This is a genomic window from Mycolicibacterium lacusdiani (assembly GCF_021916785.1).
GTDB lineage: Bacteria > Actinomycetota > Actinomycetes > Mycobacteriales > Mycobacteriaceae > Mycobacterium > Mycobacterium lacusdiani.
On record NZ_JAKCFC010000010.1, the window covers coordinates 44,986 to 60,203 of the forward strand.

Sequence of the window (15,218 nt, forward strand, 5' to 3'; positions counted from 1 at the left end):
GGACGAACGAAGGCGGGCCAGGACTTTCGTCCTGGCCCGCCTTCGCCTTCGATGAGCTTCGGTTACCTGCTACCGCCGACACATCCCACGTTCGCGATGCAGAGTTCTGCGCCGCCGGGTCCGGCCTCGGCGTTCGCTCCTGGAACGTTCGCCTGGGCTCCGTCCGGTCCGGCCACGGCTCCGGCGCCCGGAACCGTTGCGGCCGCGCCACCGCGATCGGCTTCGACGTTGGCACCCGGCACGTTGGCCTGCGCACCCTCGGGGCCCGCAGTCGCGCCGGCACCGGGCACGGTCGCGACCACGCCACCCGGTCCTGCCTCGGCGCCCGCACCGGGCACGGTCGCGCCGACGCCACCTGGGCCAGCCTCGGCACCGGCACCTGGGACGACGGCCTGCGCACCGTCGGGGCCTGCAATGGCGCCCGCGCCGGGGACGGTTGCCTGCGCGCCACCCGGGCCCGCGGTCGCGCAACCCGGTGCGTTGACGTCGGAGCACGGCGGCGGGGGCGCGGGCTCGGCGAGCGCGGTCGGAACACCGAGCGGTGTGATGGCGAGAGCGGCGGCGGCCGCACCTGCGATGACGATCCGTTTCGTGAAATCAGTGTTCAGCAACATGACAGGTGTCTACCACCGCGTTGCGCGAGTGAAACATCCAAGCGTGGGAGCGTTCTACAGAATCTCGGTGATGTCGTTCTTCAATGCCTCGGCCTGGGTGCCGAACACGGCTTGAACGCTGTTGCCGACCTCCACGACGCCTGCTGCGCCCAGGCTCTTCAGCCGCGCCTGATCGACCTTGCCCTTGTCGACGACCTCCATGCGAAGGCGCGTAATGCAGGCGTCGACGTTGACCAGGTTGTCCCGGCCGCCGAACGCCGAGATCAACTGTTCGGCCTTGCTCTCGACGGCAGTCTCCGTGGCGGTCGCGGTACCGGTTCCGGTGGTGACGGTCGTGGGGGCGTCGGTGCCCTCGCCCAAGTTGGCACGCTCCTCGGCCTCGAATTCGTCCTCGGGTTCGCGGCCCGGCGTGCGCATGTTCCACTTCGTGATCGCGAACCGGAACAGCAGGTAGTAGATGGCGAAGAACACCACGCCCATGCCGATGAGCAGTGGGATGTTCTTGGCCGCAGGCGCCGTGCCGTAGAGCAGGAGGTCGATGAGACCGGCCGAGAACGAGAAGCCGAGGTGGATGTCGAGCAGGTACGCGATGGCCAGTGAGAGGCCGGTCAGCACGGCATGGACCACGTAGAGCGGGAACGCGACGAACATGAAGGCGAACTCGAGCGGCTCGGTGATGCCGGTGACGAACGCGGTCAGGCCGGCCGCCGACAGGATGCCGACCGCGACCTTGCGCTGCTTCTTGTTGGCGACGTGGATCATCGCCAGAGCGGCTGCGGGCAAACCGAACATCAGGATCGGGAAGAAGCCCGACGTGAGCAGACCGGCCGTGGTGTCGCCTGCAGCGAACCGGGTCAGTTCTCCCGTGACGACGTTGCCGTCCGGGGTCTGGTAGTCGCCGTAGATGAACCACACGTAGGAGTTCGGAATGTGGTGCAGGCCCAGCGGAATCAACATGCGGTTGGCGAAGCCGTACACGAAGGCGCCCAGCGCTCCCGCGCCGCCGATGAACTGGCCCAGGCTCGTCAGACCGGCGTCGAAGATGGGATAGAAGTAGCTCATCGCGAACGCGAGGAAGAGACACGCCAGTGAGACGACGATGGGCACGAACCGTCGACCGCCGAAGAAGCCGAGGTACGAGGGCAATTCGATGGTGTGGTACCGGTCGAACAGCCATGCCGTGAGCAACCCGACCACGATGCCCGCGAATACGCTGTAGTTGATCTGCGCCTGGTCACCGGCCTTGTCCAGTTCGCCGGCCAGGACGATCGGCGACATGGTCTTGAAGACCGCCTCGACGACGAGATAGCCCACCACGGCCGCCAGTGCCGTGGATCCGTCGGCCTTCTTCGCGAATCCGATCGCGACGCCGACGGCGAACAGCAGGGGAAGGTTGGCGAACAGCGCGTCTCCGGCCGCGCTCATGGCGAGGAAGAACGGGCCGATCACCGGGGCGTCGATGCGGCCCAGCAGGTCCGGTTGTCCCAGACGGAGCAGGATGCCCGCGGCCGGCAGCACCGCGATCGGCAGCATCAAGCTCTTGCCCAGCCGTTGCAGCTGGGCAAAGCCCGGTATCCGGAGTCCGGACTTCGACTGTGCCTTGGGGGTTTTCGTCGCTTCACCCATGGTCGTGCTCCTCCCGTGCCGCATACGTCACCCGCTGGGTGAAGCCATGCGGAAGCTTAGACGAGAACCCATGAACGCGAGACCCTCTTACGCGCGCGCTCGTATTGTTGAGTCAATCGAAGACGAAGGAGCCATCACTGTGAGCACCACGCCAGTTCTCGCGCCGGTCACCGGGCGTGCCGTTGCGTTGCAGGACGTGCCGGACCCCGTCTTCAGTCAGGGCATGGTGGGCCATGGCGCGGCGATCGACCCGCCCCGCGAGGTGGTCGAGGCGGTCGCGCCGGTCAGCGGCAAGCTCCTGAAGCTGATGCCGCATGCCTTCGTGGTCCTCACACCCGACAACGTCGGGGTGCTGGTGCACCTCGGCCTGGACACCGTCGCGCTCGAGGGCGAGGGGTTCACCGCGCACGTCAGCCAGGGCGACGACGTCACCGCAGGGCAGTTGATCATCACCTACGACGTGCCGGCGGTGGTGGCGAAGGGGTTGAACCCGATCGTGCCGGTCGTCGTGATGGACGAACGCGAGGCGGCCAACGTGGTGCCGACCGAATCCGTCTTCGAGGGGGCCGACATCGCTTCTGGTGCAGCGTTGTTCACGGCGCACAGGTAGATGGAGGTCGTCATCCTGGCCGATGCCGGGGAGATCGCCTCGCTCGCGTCGGACGCGATCGGGGCGCTGCTGCATCGCAAGCCCACTGCGGTGCTCGGCCTGGCGACCGGCTCGTCGCCGCTGGCGATCTACGACGAGCTGGCCACACGCTGCGAGGCAGGGGACGTCTCGTTCGCACATGCCCAGGGCTTCACCCTCGACGAGTACGTCGGTTTGCCAGCAGAACACCCCGAGCGCTACCGCACGGTGATCGACGAGGTGTTCGTCTCGCGCGTCGACTTCGGGCCGGACGCCGTGCAGAGCCCGGACGGCCTGGCGGCCGACATACCCGCTGCCTGCGCAGCGTACGAGGCGGCGATCCGCAACGCGGGCGGGGTCGACCTGCAGATCCTCGGGATCGGCACTGACGGCCACATCGCATTCAACGAACCCGGCTCGTCGCTGGCCTCGCGCACCAGGATCAAGACGCTGACCCGGCAGACCCGCATCGACAACGCCCGGTTCTTCGGCGACGACGTCGACGCCGTGCCGACGCACTGCCTGACCCAGGGTCTGGCGACCATCATGGCGGCCCGCCACGTCGTCCTGGTCGCCACAGGTCGCGGCAAGGCCGAAGCCGTGCACCAGCTGGTGGAGGGGGCGGTCAGCGCGATGTGGCCGGCGACGATCCTGCAGCACCACCCGCACGTGACGGTGCTGCTCGACGACGCTGCCGCCCGGCGGCTACAACTCATCGACTACTACCGCGAGACCTACCTGTCCAAACCGGATTGGCAGGGCATCTGAGTGCTGCTCACCGCAGGCACCGTCGCCACGGGCTCGAACCTGTTGCGGCCCGGCTGGATCGAGGTCTCGGGAGGTTCCGTCGTCGGTGTCGGCGAGGGCGCGCCGGTTCGTGCGTCGGACCGCGATCTCGGCGAGGTCACCGTCGTGCCGGGGTTCGTCGACACCCACGTCCACGGCGGGGGTGGCGCTGACTTCTCCGCAGCGTCACCAGACGAGACGGCCAGGGCCGTGGCACTGCACCGCGGTCACGGCACCACGAGCCTGATCGCGTCGCTCGTCACGGCGGCTCCCGAGGATCTGCTGCGCCAAGTCGAGGCACTCGCGGTCGACGTGCGGGCCGGTCGCCTCGACGGCATCCACCTCGAGGGGCCGTGGCTGTCGACCCGACGCTGCGGCGCGCATCAGCCGTCGTTGATGCGCGACCCCGACCCGGCCGAGATCGACCGCATCCTGGAAGCGGGTGGGGGAGCGGTCCGCATGGTGACGATCGCACCGGAGCGCGAGGGCGCGATCGCGGCGATCCGCCAGCTGACGGCCGCGGGAGTCGTTGCGGCGGTGGGACACACCGAGGCCAGCTTCGACCAGACCCGCGCGGCGATCCAGGCGGGCGCGCGCGTCGGCACGCACCTGTTCAACGCCATGCGTCCGATCGACCGTCGCGAGCCGGGCCCGGTGATCGCCCTGCTCGACGACCCCCGCGTGACGGTGGAACTGATCACCGACGGCGTGCACGTCGACCCGGCGATCTATCGCCACGTCACGCGAGCTGCGGGTCCCGACCGGGTCTCGCTGATCACCGACGCCATGGCCGCCACCGGAATGGCCGACGGGGTCTACCACCTGGGGCCGCTGGCGGTCGACGTCGTCGAGGGAGTGGCACGGGTGGCGGGCACCGACACCATTGCAGGCAGTACCGCCACCATGGACGTCGTGTTCCGGTACGCCGTCACCCACGGCGGGTTGGAGCGCGACGACGCACTGCTGTCCGCGGTGCGGCAAGCGTCGATCAATCCCGCACGCGCACTTGGCCTCCCCGCGTCGGGTCTCGTCCCCGGGGCGCCTGCCGACCTCGTGGTGCTCGGCGCCGAATTGGACGTCCTGGGCGTGCTCCACCGCGGCGTTTGGGCCGTCGAGCCGCAGCCGAGGTAGTCATAGGGTCGCCGGAAGCCTTGCGCCGGTGGCCAACTGAGCATAGTCGCGCATCAGCCGGAGCGCGGTGGCCCGGTCCATCTCGGGATCACGCGCCACGATGCGGTAGCCCAGGTAGTCCTCCATCGACATCAGCGTCATCGCGACGTCGCGGGCGGGTGTCGGGAGCCGGAAGCAGCCGGCGTCGACGCCTTCGGTGAGGATCTGGGCGTACAGATCGACCTGGCGGTGATAGATGCCCTGCACGTCGCGGCGCTCGTCGAGTTCGAAGCCCGCAGCCAGCACGGCCCGCCAGATCGCCCGCCACTCGGCGTCCTCGGGACCGGACGGCAGGCCGGCCGCGATGGTCAGGGCCAGGCGCTGGCGGACGTCGTCGGCGCTGCGGGCGATCGCCAGGCGGTCGTCGTAGAACCGCACGTCGGATCGCAGCGCCAATTCCGACAACAGGTGGTCCATGTCGCGGAAGTAGTAGCGCACCGCGTTCGCCGTCAGGCCGAGTTCAGCGGCGATGTCGGCGATGCGCAGGGTGGCCAGATCGTGGCGTTCGATCAGCCCGACTGCAGCCGCGAGGATCTCCTCGCGGCGCTCGGCTTGCCGATTGGGTCTGGCCACGGGTCCATGATCCACGCGGGGGAGCGGCCGGCGGGGGCAAACCCGACTTTCGGCGTTCCGTTGCGGTTCGCCGGCCGGTCCCGCATTATTTTCGCGATAGGAAAAGAACCCCTGATACCGGAGCTGCCATGCGCGCACGAGACCTCGGCGTGGTGGTCGGATCACACCCGACCGGACCGCACAACGCCATCACCGACGTCGGCGGCGTGCGTGTCGGACACGTCACCCTGCACGCCGACGGGCCACCCGCCGTCCACACCGGGGTGACGGTCGTCATCCCCCACGCAGGCATCTGGGGTGAGCCGGTGTTCGCCGGCGCGCACCGGCTCAACGGCAGCGGGGAGTTGACCGGCCTCGAGTGGATCCGGGAGTCGGGCGAGTTGACGACGGCGATCGGCCTGACCAACACCCACAGCGTCGGCGTGGTCCGAGATGCGCTCGTCGATGCCCAGATCGAAGCGCGCGGCGACGGCGTGTACTGGTCGCTGCCGGTGGTCGGCGAGACCTATGACGGCCTGCTCAACGACATCAACGGCCACCACGTCCGCGCCGAACACGTCCGCGAGGCGCTGGCGGCCGCCAGCGACGGTGCGGTGGCCGAGGGCGGCGTCGGCGGCGGCACGGGGATGATCTGCCACGAGTTCAAGGGCGGCATCGGTACCGCGTCGCGCGTCACCCGCACCACCGCCGGCGGCTACACCGTCGGCGTGCTGGTGCAGGCGAACCACGGTCGGCGGGAGCACCTGCGGATCAACGGCGTGCCCGTCGGCGAGATGATCGGGCCGGACCGCGTTCCGCTGCCCGGCGTCCCGTCGCGCTACGAACGTGGTTCGGGATCCATCATCGTGATCGTCGCGACCGACGCCCCGCTGCTCCCGCACCAGTGCGCCCGTCTCGCGCAACGTGCGGCGCTCGGGGTGGCGAACGTCGGCGGCAGGGGCGAGCAGTACAGCGGTGACCTGATGCTGGCGTTCGCCACCGGCAACCGCGGCATCCCGGCCTACGCATGGGACGAGGACGCCGACGCCGGGACACCGGAGATCCCGCTGCGGATGGTTGCGCCGCAACTGATGACGCGGTTGTTCGACCTGACGATCGAGGCCACGGAGGAAGCGATCGTCAACGCCATGGTCGGCGCCACCACGCTCACCGGGCGCAACGGGATGACGGTGCACGCGCTGCCGCACGACGCGCTGCGGCAGGCGTTCGCGAACTAGCTGGTAAACCAACCGGTATACTTCGGACATGACTACCCAAGCCGAGCCGCGGCGCGGTGGCCGGGGTGCCCGCCAACGGATCATCGACGCCGCCGTCGAACTCTTCTACCGGGAGGGCATCAACGCCACCGGTGTGGAACGGCTGGCGGCCGAAGCCTCGGTGTCGAAGCGAACGCTCTACCAACACTTTCCGAGCAAGACGGCCGTGGTCAAAGAGTATCTACGCTACATCGGGCAAACCGTCGGCGATCCCGTCCATCCCGGCGAGAAGGCGCCGAGGCGCAGCCCCAGGTCGCGCATCCTGGGGTCGTTCGAGACGCCGCCCTCAGCAGGGTTGATGCGCGGCTGCCCGTTCCACAATGCCGCCGTCGAAGCCGCCGACGGCATGCCGGAGGTGCACGACATCGTCGAGGCACACAAGCGCAGCTACATCGACGCGATGACCGACTTGGCGCGGCAGGCAGGCGCTGCCAACCCGAAATCGATGGGCCACCAGCTCGCGATCCTGTTCGAGGGCGCCGCCGCGATGTCCACGTCGCTCAACGATCCCGCACCCTGGACCTACGCCAGGAAGGCGGCTCAGACCCTCCTCGACGATGCGGTCGGCCGAGCTTCGGCTTGACGGGCCTCTAGCCGTCGACGAACGCGATCAGTCGGGGATCGTCGGAGGTGAACCGGTCGACCTCCTCGCCCCCGTCGCATCGCAGTAGCGCGACCGTCACGCCGTGCCTGGTGCGGGCGACCACCTGCCAGGTGGCGCCTGCGTCTACCCAGCGCTGCAGTTCGGCCACTCGGTCCCGGTCTGCGGACATGTCCCCACGATCGCACACCCGCGCGCGTCACCCGCTGTAATAGGCTGCCGCCGTGGACGTCAGCTCGCGGGTAGGCATCGGTGCCGTGTTCGTATGGCTCGGCATGGTCCTGGCCATATCGTTCCTCGAGGCGCCGCTGAAGTTCCGCGCGCCGGGCGTGACGCTGCAGCTGGGGCTTGGGATCGGCCGACTGGTGTTCCGCGCGCTGAACGTGTGCGAACTCCTGCTCGCCGTCGTCATCGCCGTCACCCTGTTCACCCACGACACCTCGACCAGCGTCGACGCCGCGGTGACGGTGGCGGTGGGGTCGCTGCTGGTGCAGACCGTGCTGATCAGGCCGATGCTGTCGCGGCGGACGGCGGCGGTCCTCGAGGGCGAGGAGCGGGCGCGGTCGGTGGCGCACTTCGCCTACATCGCGTTGGAGGTGGTGAAGGTGGTGGCACTCATCGTCAGCGGCGTCCTCCTGCTCGGGAGCTAGCCCGCCTCCTGCACCCACTGCTCGAAGGACTGCCAGCCGATGTCGGGGTAGCGGTCGCGCAGGGCGGGAATGTCGGCGCTGTAGCCGGTCGTCGAGAGGAACCCGAACATCGCCCGCATGTCCGGCGACTCGATCTCAGCCGGGTCGTGGGAGTGCGCCACCACCTCGCGTCCCCACGTCTCGGACAGGACGGCAGCCATCTGCCGCGGTGTCGGCGCATCCGACGCGACGTCGATGCGCGCGCCCAAATGCGTTGTGGCATTCTCGAATACGTGCACCACGAACCGGCCGAGGTCGCGTCGGGACAGTTGCTGCAGCTGAGTGTCAAGCCCGACGGCCAGATCCAGGCGGCCGGCCTTCACGTCGTCGATGCCCCCGAGGAGGTTGTCGTAGAAGTACGTCGGCCCGACGATGGTGTACGGCACGCCGGAGTCGGCGAGCAGACGCTCGGTCGCCGCCTTCGTCTCGAAGTGCGGAATGCCGGTGCCGCGGTCCGCGCTGGCGACCGACGAGAAGACCAGGTGCGGCACGGCGGCGATTCCGGCGGCAGCGACGACGGCGCGGCCCTGGGCCAGTTCGGCCTCCTCACCGTCCTCGAACGGCGTGGTCATCGCGAAGACGCCGGCCGAGTCGCGCATCGCTGCGGCGAGGGCGTGGGCATCACTGATGTCGGCCTCGGCGAGTTCGGCCCCGCGGTCCCGCAATGATCGCGACCGCGCCGAGTCCGCCGAGCGCACCACGGCGCGCACGGACCGCCCGCCTTCGAGCAGCGCGTCGAGCACGGCGCCACCCTGGCCACCGGTGGCTCCCAACACGACGTACGGGTCATTCATCATCAAGGCCTCCACATCGGTGCGAGCAAGAGGTGACACGCTACCCGAGTAGGCTCACGGTCATCCCCATCAACGACGCGTCCGGCCCAGCACTCCGCGTTGCCGTGTTGTCCCCACTCGCGTGGCGGACACCCCCGCGGCACTACGGGCCGTGGGAGCAGTTCGCGTCGCTGCTCACCGAGGGACTCGTGGCGGCAGGCCACCACGTCACGCTGTTCGCCACCGGTGACTCGCTCACGTCGGCCGAACTGCACTCCACCACGGCGTGCGGGTGGTCGGAGGACGAGTCGATCGACGCCAAAGTCGCCGAGTGCCTGCACATTGCGTCTGTCTTCGAGCGGGCCGACGACTTCGACGTCATCCACAACGGCTTCGACTTCCTGCCCCTGACGTACAGCGACCTCGTCAGCACGCCTGTGGTCACCACGATTCACGGGTTCTCATCCGAGCGCATCGTGCCCGTCTACGAACGGTACGACGCGACAACGGCTTACGTCTCCATCAGCGACGCCGACCGGCATCCGCGCCTGCACTATGCCGCGACGATCCACCACGGCATCGACTTCGGCGGGTTCGCGGTGCACCCGTCGCCGGGGGAGCATCTGCTGTTCTTCGGAAGGATCCACCCCGACAAGGGCACTGCCCACGCGATCGAGGTCGCCCGCCGGTGCGGCCGGCGGCTCGACATCGCAGGCATCATCCAGGACGACGAGTACTTTCGCACCGAGGTCGAGCCCCACGTCGACGGCGATCGCGTGCGCTATCTCGGCGCCGTCGACGCGTCGGCTCGGGCCGAGGTCCTCGGAGGCGCGTACGCGCTGCTGCATCTGATCGACTTCGACGAGCCGTTCGGCTACAGCGTCGTCGAGGCCATGGCGTGTGGCACGCCGGTGATCGCCACTGACCGCGGGTCCATGCCGGAGCTGATTACCCATGGCCTCACGGGGTTCCTGGTCCGCGACGTCGACGCGGCCGTGGGGGCGATCGGCGACGTCGGCGGGCTGGACCGGCCCGGCATCGCCGACCACGCGGCGCGGCGCTTCACCGTCGAGGCCATGGTGGACCGCTACGTGGACGTGTACCGCGACGTGATCGGAGACCGACCGTGACATTGCCTTCGCCCGCACCGTGGTGGCGAACCGCCGTGGTCTACCAGATCTATCCGCGGAGCTTCGCGGACTCCGACGGCGACGGCATCGGCGACCTCGGCGGCATCGTGCAGCGGCTCGGCCATCTCCAGACGCTCGGGGTAGACGTGATCTGGTTGTCACCGGTCTACCGCTCGCCGCAGATCGACAACGGTTACGACATCAGCGATTACCGCGACATCGATCCCTTGTTCGGCACCTTGGCACAGTTCGACGAAATGCTCGCCGAAGTGCACCGACGCGGGATGAAGCTGGTAATGGACCTCGTCGTCAACCACACGTCCGACGAGCACCCGTGGTTCGTCGAGTCGCGGTCGTCGCGCGAGAACCCCAAGCGCGACTGGTACATATGGCGCGACGCACGCGACGGCGCCGAGCCGAACAACTGGGCGTCGTTCTTCTCGGGCTCGGCCTGGACGTGGGACGACGCCACCGGCCAGTACTACCTGCACCTGTTCGACCGGAAGCAACCAGACCTCGACTGGGAGAACGCCGAAATGCGCAAGGCCGTTCACGACACCATGTCGTGGTGGCTCGACCGCGGCGTCGACGGCTTCCGCATGGACGTCATCAACTTCATCTCCAAGGTCGACGGACTTCCCGACGCCCGCCCGGTCCCCGGACAGCAATTCGTCAGCGCCCTCGACCAATTCGCGGACGGGCCGCGCGTCCACGACTACCTCGCGGAGATGCGCCGCGAGGTGTTCGGCAGTAGGGACGCCGACGTCATCACCGTCGGCGAGATGCCCGGCGTGACCACCGAGCAGGCCCGGCTCTACACCGACCCCGCGCGCGGGGAACTCGACATGGTGTTCCAGTTCGAGCACATGTCGGTCGACCAGGCGCCGAACGACAAGTACGTCGACGCAGGCCTGGACCTCGTCGTGCTGAAGAAGTCGCTGCACCGATGGCAGGCGGCGCTGGCCGACGCTGGATGGAACAGCCTGTACTGGAACAACCACGACCAACCTCGCGTGGTGTCCCGGTTCGGCGACGACTCCCCGGAGTTCTGGGCGGCTTCGGCGAAGGCTCTCGGCACCGTCTTGCACGGCATGCGCGGCACACCGTTCGTCTATCAGGGCGAGGAGCTGGGGATGACGAACTTCCCGTTTCGGTCGGCGCAGGACTTCGTCGACCTCGAAGCCGTGAACTACCACCGGGGCGTGCTCGACGGCGGCGGCGATGCGGCCGCTGCACTGGCCGGTCTCGCGCACTTCAGCCGGGACAACGCACGCACGCCAATGCAATGGGACTCGGGGCCCAATGCCGGCTTCACGACCGGGGAGCCCTGGCTCCCGTTGAACCCCAACCACTCCTGGCTGAACGCCGCGGCGCAGGCCGACGACGGCAACTCGGTGTTCGCGCACTATCGGGCACTGATCCGCCTCCGCCACGAGCTGTCGGTTCTGGTCGACGGTGACTTGACGCCACTGTGGGAGGAGGACCCGCAGATCTGGGCTTACGTCAGGAGCACGGCCGAGACCGCACTGCTGGTGGTCGCCAACTGCGGGCGGGAAAGCCGGACGGTGGACGTTGGCCCGGAATGGCTGGCAGCCGAACTGGTGCTGGGCAACCTCGCGGGCACCCCGGCCACGGTCGAGTCGACGGCCCTTCACCTGGGCGGTTGGGATGCGCGGATCTACGTCAAAGGTAGACAAAGCTACCCTGACCAGGTCCGGTAGGCTCTGCGGTCGAGATGACTGAGATCGATGAAGCGTTGCCGGTCCTCCCGCGCGAGCTGACGTCCATCACCGACGCGGTGCGCGCCGTTCCGGCGCCACCGACACCGGCGCTGGCCGAGCCGTACTACTTCCGCCTCGTCGATGCCCGTGCCGACGCCGAGATGATCTCCGAGTGGATGAACCGGCCGCACCTCGTCGAGGCGTGGGAATACCCGCACCCACCGAACTGGTGGCGCGGTTACCTCGGTGCGCAACTGGCAGGCGACTACTCGCGCCCGTTCATCGCCAGCTTCAAGGGCAAGGAGATCGCCTACCTCGAGATCTACCGCGCCGCAAGGGATTCGATCGCTCCGCGCTATGCATCCGATCCGCACGACCTGGGGCTGCACGCAGCGATCGCCGACCTGCGCTTCCTGAACAAGGGCATCGCGCCGATCCTGCTGCCGCGGGTGATGGCCAGCCTGTTCGAACTCGAACCCCAGTGCCGCCGAATCATGTTCGACCCCGACCACCGCAACACCGGCGCTCGCGCGGTCTGCGAGTGGGCAGGGTGCGCGTTCCTCGGCGAACACGACATGGCGAATCGCCGGATGGCGCTCTACGCGCTGCCGCGCACCCCGGACGACGTGCCCAGGTAGCTCAAGGTAGCTAGGGCAGCTGGTTGAACTCGGCGTAGCCGTCGTAGTCGGGCTTCATCGCCGCCGCCACCAGCTCCCACAGCACCTCGTCGGTGCCGCCGCCGACGCGTGCCAACTTCATGTCACGCCACCACCTTCCGAGCGGTGTCTCGTCGACCAGGTAGCCCGAGCCGCCGAAGACGTGCATGCATTCGTTGACCACCTCTTCGCCGAGGCGGGCGGCGTTGACCTTCATCGCGGCTGCGGTACGCAGATCCAGCTTGCCGGTCGCGGCGATGCCGTCGAGCGCGTAGCGCAGCATGTCGACGCGCGCCTGCAGGTCGGCCATCCGCAGCCGGAGTGCCTGGTGCTCGTACAGGGTTTGGCCGAACTGTCGGCGAGTCATCATGCGCGCCAGCGTGATCCCGAGCACGCGCTGGGCCGACGACGACACCAGGCCGGCCACCGACATCCGCTCCTGAGCGAGGCCCCACGAGATCGCGGCCAGTCCGATGCCCGCGCGGGCGACCAGGGCGTCGGCGGGCACCCACGTGTCGATGTGCACGGCGGCGGTGTCGAGCGGTCCGGCGCCGACCTTGCGGTACGGCGTCTGCACCTCGCACTGCGCCAGCGGGACGGCGATGACGACGACGCTGCCGTGCTTGCTGTTCGGGTCGTGGTCGACGCTCCGGGCCACGGCCATGACGTGGTCGGCGATGGGGGACAGTGATACGTACTTCTTGATGCCGGTGACGCGGAACCCGTCGCCCTCGGTGCGGACTTCGGTGCCGACGATCTGCAGGTCGGATCCGCCGGACTGCTCGGAGGCGCCGATGCACAGCACGGCCTCGCCGCGGATGGCTTGTTCGGCGATGTCCTTGAGGTAATCGGACTTGCCGAAGCGGCGCAGGATGGCGATTGCCGAGTCGTGCAGGCCGATACCGACGCCGATGCCCGCGGACCCCAGCTGGCCCAGCTTCCTTGCCAGCGCGATGACCTTGGCCACGTCGGACTGCTGCTGCCCGGCAGGCCACTTCGCCGCGAATACGCCGTTCTCGCCGAGGTATTCGATGAGTTCACGCGGGAAGTGCTCGGTGTCCTCGGCCTCGGCTGTCCACTTGGTCACCCGGTCGTCGAACACGCTGTCGAGCAGTTCGGTGTAGCTCTCGGTCATGGGTTCGCGCCCTCCAGGTTTCGCTTGACCTCCAGCCGGCGCAGCTTGCCCGACGAGGTTCGGGGCAGTGCCCCGGGTGCCATGAACACGACGTCGGCGGGTACCACCCCACACTCGGATGCGATGCGCGCCACGAGTTCACTGCGCGCGGCGGGTTCGTCGGCGCCCTTGAACTCCGCGGCGATCACCAGGCCGGGGCGTGCGGACGACTCGCCGGTGCCCACGGCGACGACCGCACCTTCGCGCACGCCGTCGACCTGGCCGGCGATGCGCTCGATCTCGGTGGGGAAGACGTTGCGGCCTGCAACGGTGATGAGTTCCTTCGCGCGGCCACAGACGACGAGTCCGCCGTCGACGAAGTAGCCGATATCACCCGTCGGCAGCCACGCGTCGCGGTCGATGGGGTCGTCGTCGACGTATCCGCTCATGAGCGACGTACCGCGGACCTCGACGTCGCCCACCTCGCGGCCGGTGACCTCTGTGCCCCGCTCGGCGTCGGTGTTGATCCGCACCTCCATGCCTGGGATCGCGTCGCCGAGCACGGCGAACCGCCGGGTCGACTCACCGGTGTCGGTCGCGACGGTGGGCTCGTCGACCGCGAGGCCGGAGAACGGGATGGGAACCGTGACCGCACAAGTCGATTCGGCCAGACCGTAGGAGGGTGCGAGGGCGGTCGGGTCGAACCCGAAGCGCGCCATCTCGGTGGCGAACCGCTCGGTGCCCGCGCAGTCGACCGGCTCACCGCCGTTGAGTGCGAAGCCAAGGTTGCTCAGGTCGACGTCGTCGCCGACGATGCGCGCGTACTTTCCGATGATGTTGTAGGCCATGTTGGGAGCGGCGGTCATGGTCGCCCGACTCTCGGTGAGCCACTTCAGCCACCCGAACGGGTTGCCTGCGAACGACGTGGTGGGCGCCTGCCAGAGATCGGCGCCGCCGAGCGCCGAGGTGAGCATGAAGGCCAGGCCCATGTCGTGGTAGATCGGCAGCCAGCTGTGCGCCCGGCTGTTGTGGTCGACGACGACGCGGTCGACGAGACCGCGATAGTTCGCCAGCGCCGCCGCGGGCGAGATGCGCGCTGCCTTCGGCGTTCCGGTGGAGCCTGCCGTCCCCTGCAGGATCGCGACCTCGCCTTCGGACGACGGCGTGAACGTGGTGGACCGGCGGTCGTGCGCCACCTCGGTCACGTCGTGCAAGGCGACGGCGTCATCGCGACCACGCAGTAGATCGAGCTGCGTGCCGTGGCTGAACACGGTCGTGACGCCGATGGACCGGAACCGGCTCAGCGTGGCCTGGGACCACTGGTCGGGATCGGCACCGCGAATGGGTCCCGGCAGGATCGACAGGGCCGCGCCCGAGAGGAACGTGCCGGGAATGGCGGCGAGGAACTCGATACTCGGCTCGCCGACGAGGCCGACCGCGGTGGCACCGTCGATGCGCTGGGCGACGTTCTGGGCGCGGGTGTGCACCTCGTCCCACGGATGGCGCTGCCAGTCGCCGCTGTCGGCGTCCAAGACGTTGAGCGCGTTCGGCGACCTCGTCATCGCCTCCGACAATGCGGACGCGAGGACGTTCACGAGTTGCTGGGCGCCGCAGGCGTCTTGGCCAGGATGGCGTCTTCGAGTTCGCCGACGGTGTCGCAGCTCAGCAGGTCCTCTTCGGTCAGCGCGACGCCGAGCTTGTCCTCGATCGCCACCATGCCGACCGCGAACGCAACCGAGTCCAGGCCGACGTCGTCGATGAGGCGCGAATCGCGCGTGACCCGGCTGATGTCGACGTTCATGTCGTCGCGCAGGATCTCGCTGAGGGCAGCGTTGACCGAGTCCGAAGTCGAGTTCTCCATGGCCGGGGACAGTACACCGC

Annotated in this window: 17 protein-coding genes; 9 read left to right on the forward strand and 8 right to left on the reverse strand. The window is 68.7% G+C overall.

Translation table 11 applies throughout. From position 1 onward, the window contains the following. Positions 1 to 62: 62 nt before the first annotated feature. Positions 63 to 614 carry a hypothetical protein gene (locus LOK44_RS24195; RefSeq protein WP_237572817.1) on the reverse strand — a complete coding sequence of 184 codons (552 nt, stop codon included), beginning with the start codon at positions 612 to 614 and terminating at the stop codon, positions 63 to 65. Between the two features lie 54 nt (positions 615 to 668). Further along, on the reverse strand, positions 669 to 2,240 hold the full coding sequence (locus LOK44_RS24205) for a PTS transporter subunit EIIC (protein WP_372481306.1): 1,572 nt from the start codon (positions 2,238 to 2,240) through the stop codon (positions 669 to 671). Positions 2,241 to 2,379: 139 nt separating this feature from the next. Here LOK44_RS24205 and LOK44_RS24210 point away from each other — a divergent pair, with 139 nt between their 5' ends. The 3 genes from LOK44_RS24210 to nagA are packed head-to-tail and all read left to right on the forward strand — an operon-like array spanning position 2,380 to position 4,785. Then, entirely contained in the window at positions 2,380 to 2,850 is a 471-nt protein-coding gene (locus LOK44_RS24210; RefSeq protein ID WP_237572634.1) for a PTS sugar transporter subunit IIA, read from the forward strand. Then, positions 2,851 to 3,636 (forward strand): glucosamine-6-phosphate deaminase, encoded by a 786-nt coding sequence (gene nagB, locus LOK44_RS24215; RefSeq protein ID WP_237572635.1) that lies wholly within the window; start codon positions 2,851 to 2,853, stop codon positions 3,634 to 3,636. It begins immediately after the preceding gene. Then, positions 3,637 to 4,785, forward strand: a complete 1,149-nt coding sequence (gene nagA, locus LOK44_RS24220; RefSeq protein ID WP_237572636.1) for an N-acetylglucosamine-6-phosphate deacetylase — start codon at positions 3,637 to 3,639, stop codon at positions 4,783 to 4,785. Here nagA and LOK44_RS24225 read toward each other — a convergent pair whose 3' ends face one another. Further along, positions 4,786 to 5,397: a TetR/AcrR family transcriptional regulator gene (locus LOK44_RS24225; RefSeq protein WP_237572637.1), complete on the reverse strand. Its 612-nt coding sequence runs from the start codon at positions 5,395 to 5,397 to the stop codon at positions 4,786 to 4,788. Between the two features lie 128 nt (positions 5,398 to 5,525). On the opposite strand from LOK44_RS24225, the gene LOK44_RS24230 reads away from it, so the two are divergent. Next, a complete protein-coding gene (locus tag LOK44_RS24230; protein WP_237572638.1) occupies positions 5,526 to 6,614 on the forward strand; it encodes a DmpA family aminopeptidase in 1,089 nt (362 codons plus the stop codon). 28 nt (positions 6,615 to 6,642) lie between these two features. Beyond that, positions 6,643 to 7,236, forward strand: a complete 594-nt coding sequence (locus tag LOK44_RS24235; protein WP_237572639.1) for a TetR/AcrR family transcriptional regulator — start codon at positions 6,643 to 6,645, stop codon at positions 7,234 to 7,236. Between the two features lie 7 nt (positions 7,237 to 7,243). On the opposite strand, the gene LOK44_RS24240 is transcribed toward LOK44_RS24235, so the two are convergent. Continuing rightward, the gene (locus LOK44_RS24240) at positions 7,244 to 7,426 is read right to left on the reverse strand and encodes a hypothetical protein (protein ID WP_237572640.1); all 183 of its coding nucleotides are present in this window, start codon (positions 7,424 to 7,426) and stop codon (positions 7,244 to 7,246) included. 52 nt (positions 7,427 to 7,478) lie between these two features. On the opposite strand from LOK44_RS24240, the gene LOK44_RS24245 reads away from it, so the two are divergent. Next, a complete protein-coding gene (locus LOK44_RS24245; protein ID WP_372481307.1) occupies positions 7,479 to 7,904 on the forward strand; it encodes a hypothetical protein in 426 nt (141 codons plus the stop codon). Here LOK44_RS24245 and LOK44_RS24250 read toward each other — a convergent pair. Further along, entirely contained in the window at positions 7,901 to 8,737 is an 837-nt protein-coding gene (locus LOK44_RS24250; RefSeq protein ID WP_237572803.1) for an NmrA family NAD(P)-binding protein, read from the reverse strand. The two genes, LOK44_RS24245 and LOK44_RS24250, sit on opposite strands and share 4 nt — an antisense overlap. A gap of 32 nt (positions 8,738 to 8,769) precedes the next feature. Here LOK44_RS24250 and LOK44_RS24255 point away from each other — a divergent pair, with 32 nt between their 5' ends. Genes LOK44_RS24255 through LOK44_RS24265 form a run of 3 tightly spaced genes read left to right on the forward strand, consistent with a single transcriptional unit; the run spans position 8,770 to position 12,205 of the window. After that, entirely contained in the window at positions 8,770 to 9,846 is a 1,077-nt protein-coding gene (locus tag LOK44_RS24255; RefSeq protein WP_237572641.1) for a glycosyltransferase family 4 protein, read from the forward strand. Continuing rightward, positions 9,843 to 11,567, forward strand: a complete 1,725-nt coding sequence (locus LOK44_RS24260) for an alpha-glucosidase (protein WP_237572642.1) — start codon at positions 9,843 to 9,845, stop codon at positions 11,565 to 11,567. Before LOK44_RS24255 ends, LOK44_RS24260 begins: the two co-directional genes overlap by 4 nt. 14 nt (positions 11,568 to 11,581) lie before the next feature. Next, a complete protein-coding gene (locus LOK44_RS24265) occupies positions 11,582 to 12,205 on the forward strand; it encodes a GNAT family N-acetyltransferase (RefSeq protein ID WP_237572643.1) in 624 nt (207 codons plus the stop codon). A gap of 10 nt (positions 12,206 to 12,215) precedes the next feature. Here LOK44_RS24265 and mbtN read toward each other — a convergent pair whose 3' ends face one another. From mbtN to mbtL, 3 genes are read right to left on the reverse strand one after another with little or no spacing between them, the layout of a single operon-like run. Then, positions 12,216 to 13,358, reverse strand: a complete 1,143-nt coding sequence (mbtN, locus tag LOK44_RS24270; RefSeq protein ID WP_237572644.1) for a mycobactin biosynthesis acyl-ACP dehydrogenase MbtN — start codon at positions 13,356 to 13,358, stop codon at positions 12,216 to 12,218. Continuing rightward, positions 13,355 to 14,932, reverse strand: a complete 1,578-nt coding sequence (mbtM, locus tag LOK44_RS24275) for a long-chain-fatty acid--ACP ligase MbtM (RefSeq protein ID WP_372481308.1) — start codon at positions 14,930 to 14,932, stop codon at positions 13,355 to 13,357. Before mbtM ends, mbtN begins: the two co-directional genes overlap by 4 nt. Beyond that, positions 14,929 to 15,198, reverse strand: coding sequence for a mycobactin biosynthesis acyl carrier protein MbtL (gene mbtL, locus LOK44_RS24280; protein WP_163918480.1), 270 nt, complete (start codon positions 15,196 to 15,198; stop codon positions 14,929 to 14,931). The genes mbtM and mbtL overlap by 4 nt, the downstream gene beginning before the upstream one ends. Positions 15,199 to 15,218: the final 20 nt, after the last annotated feature.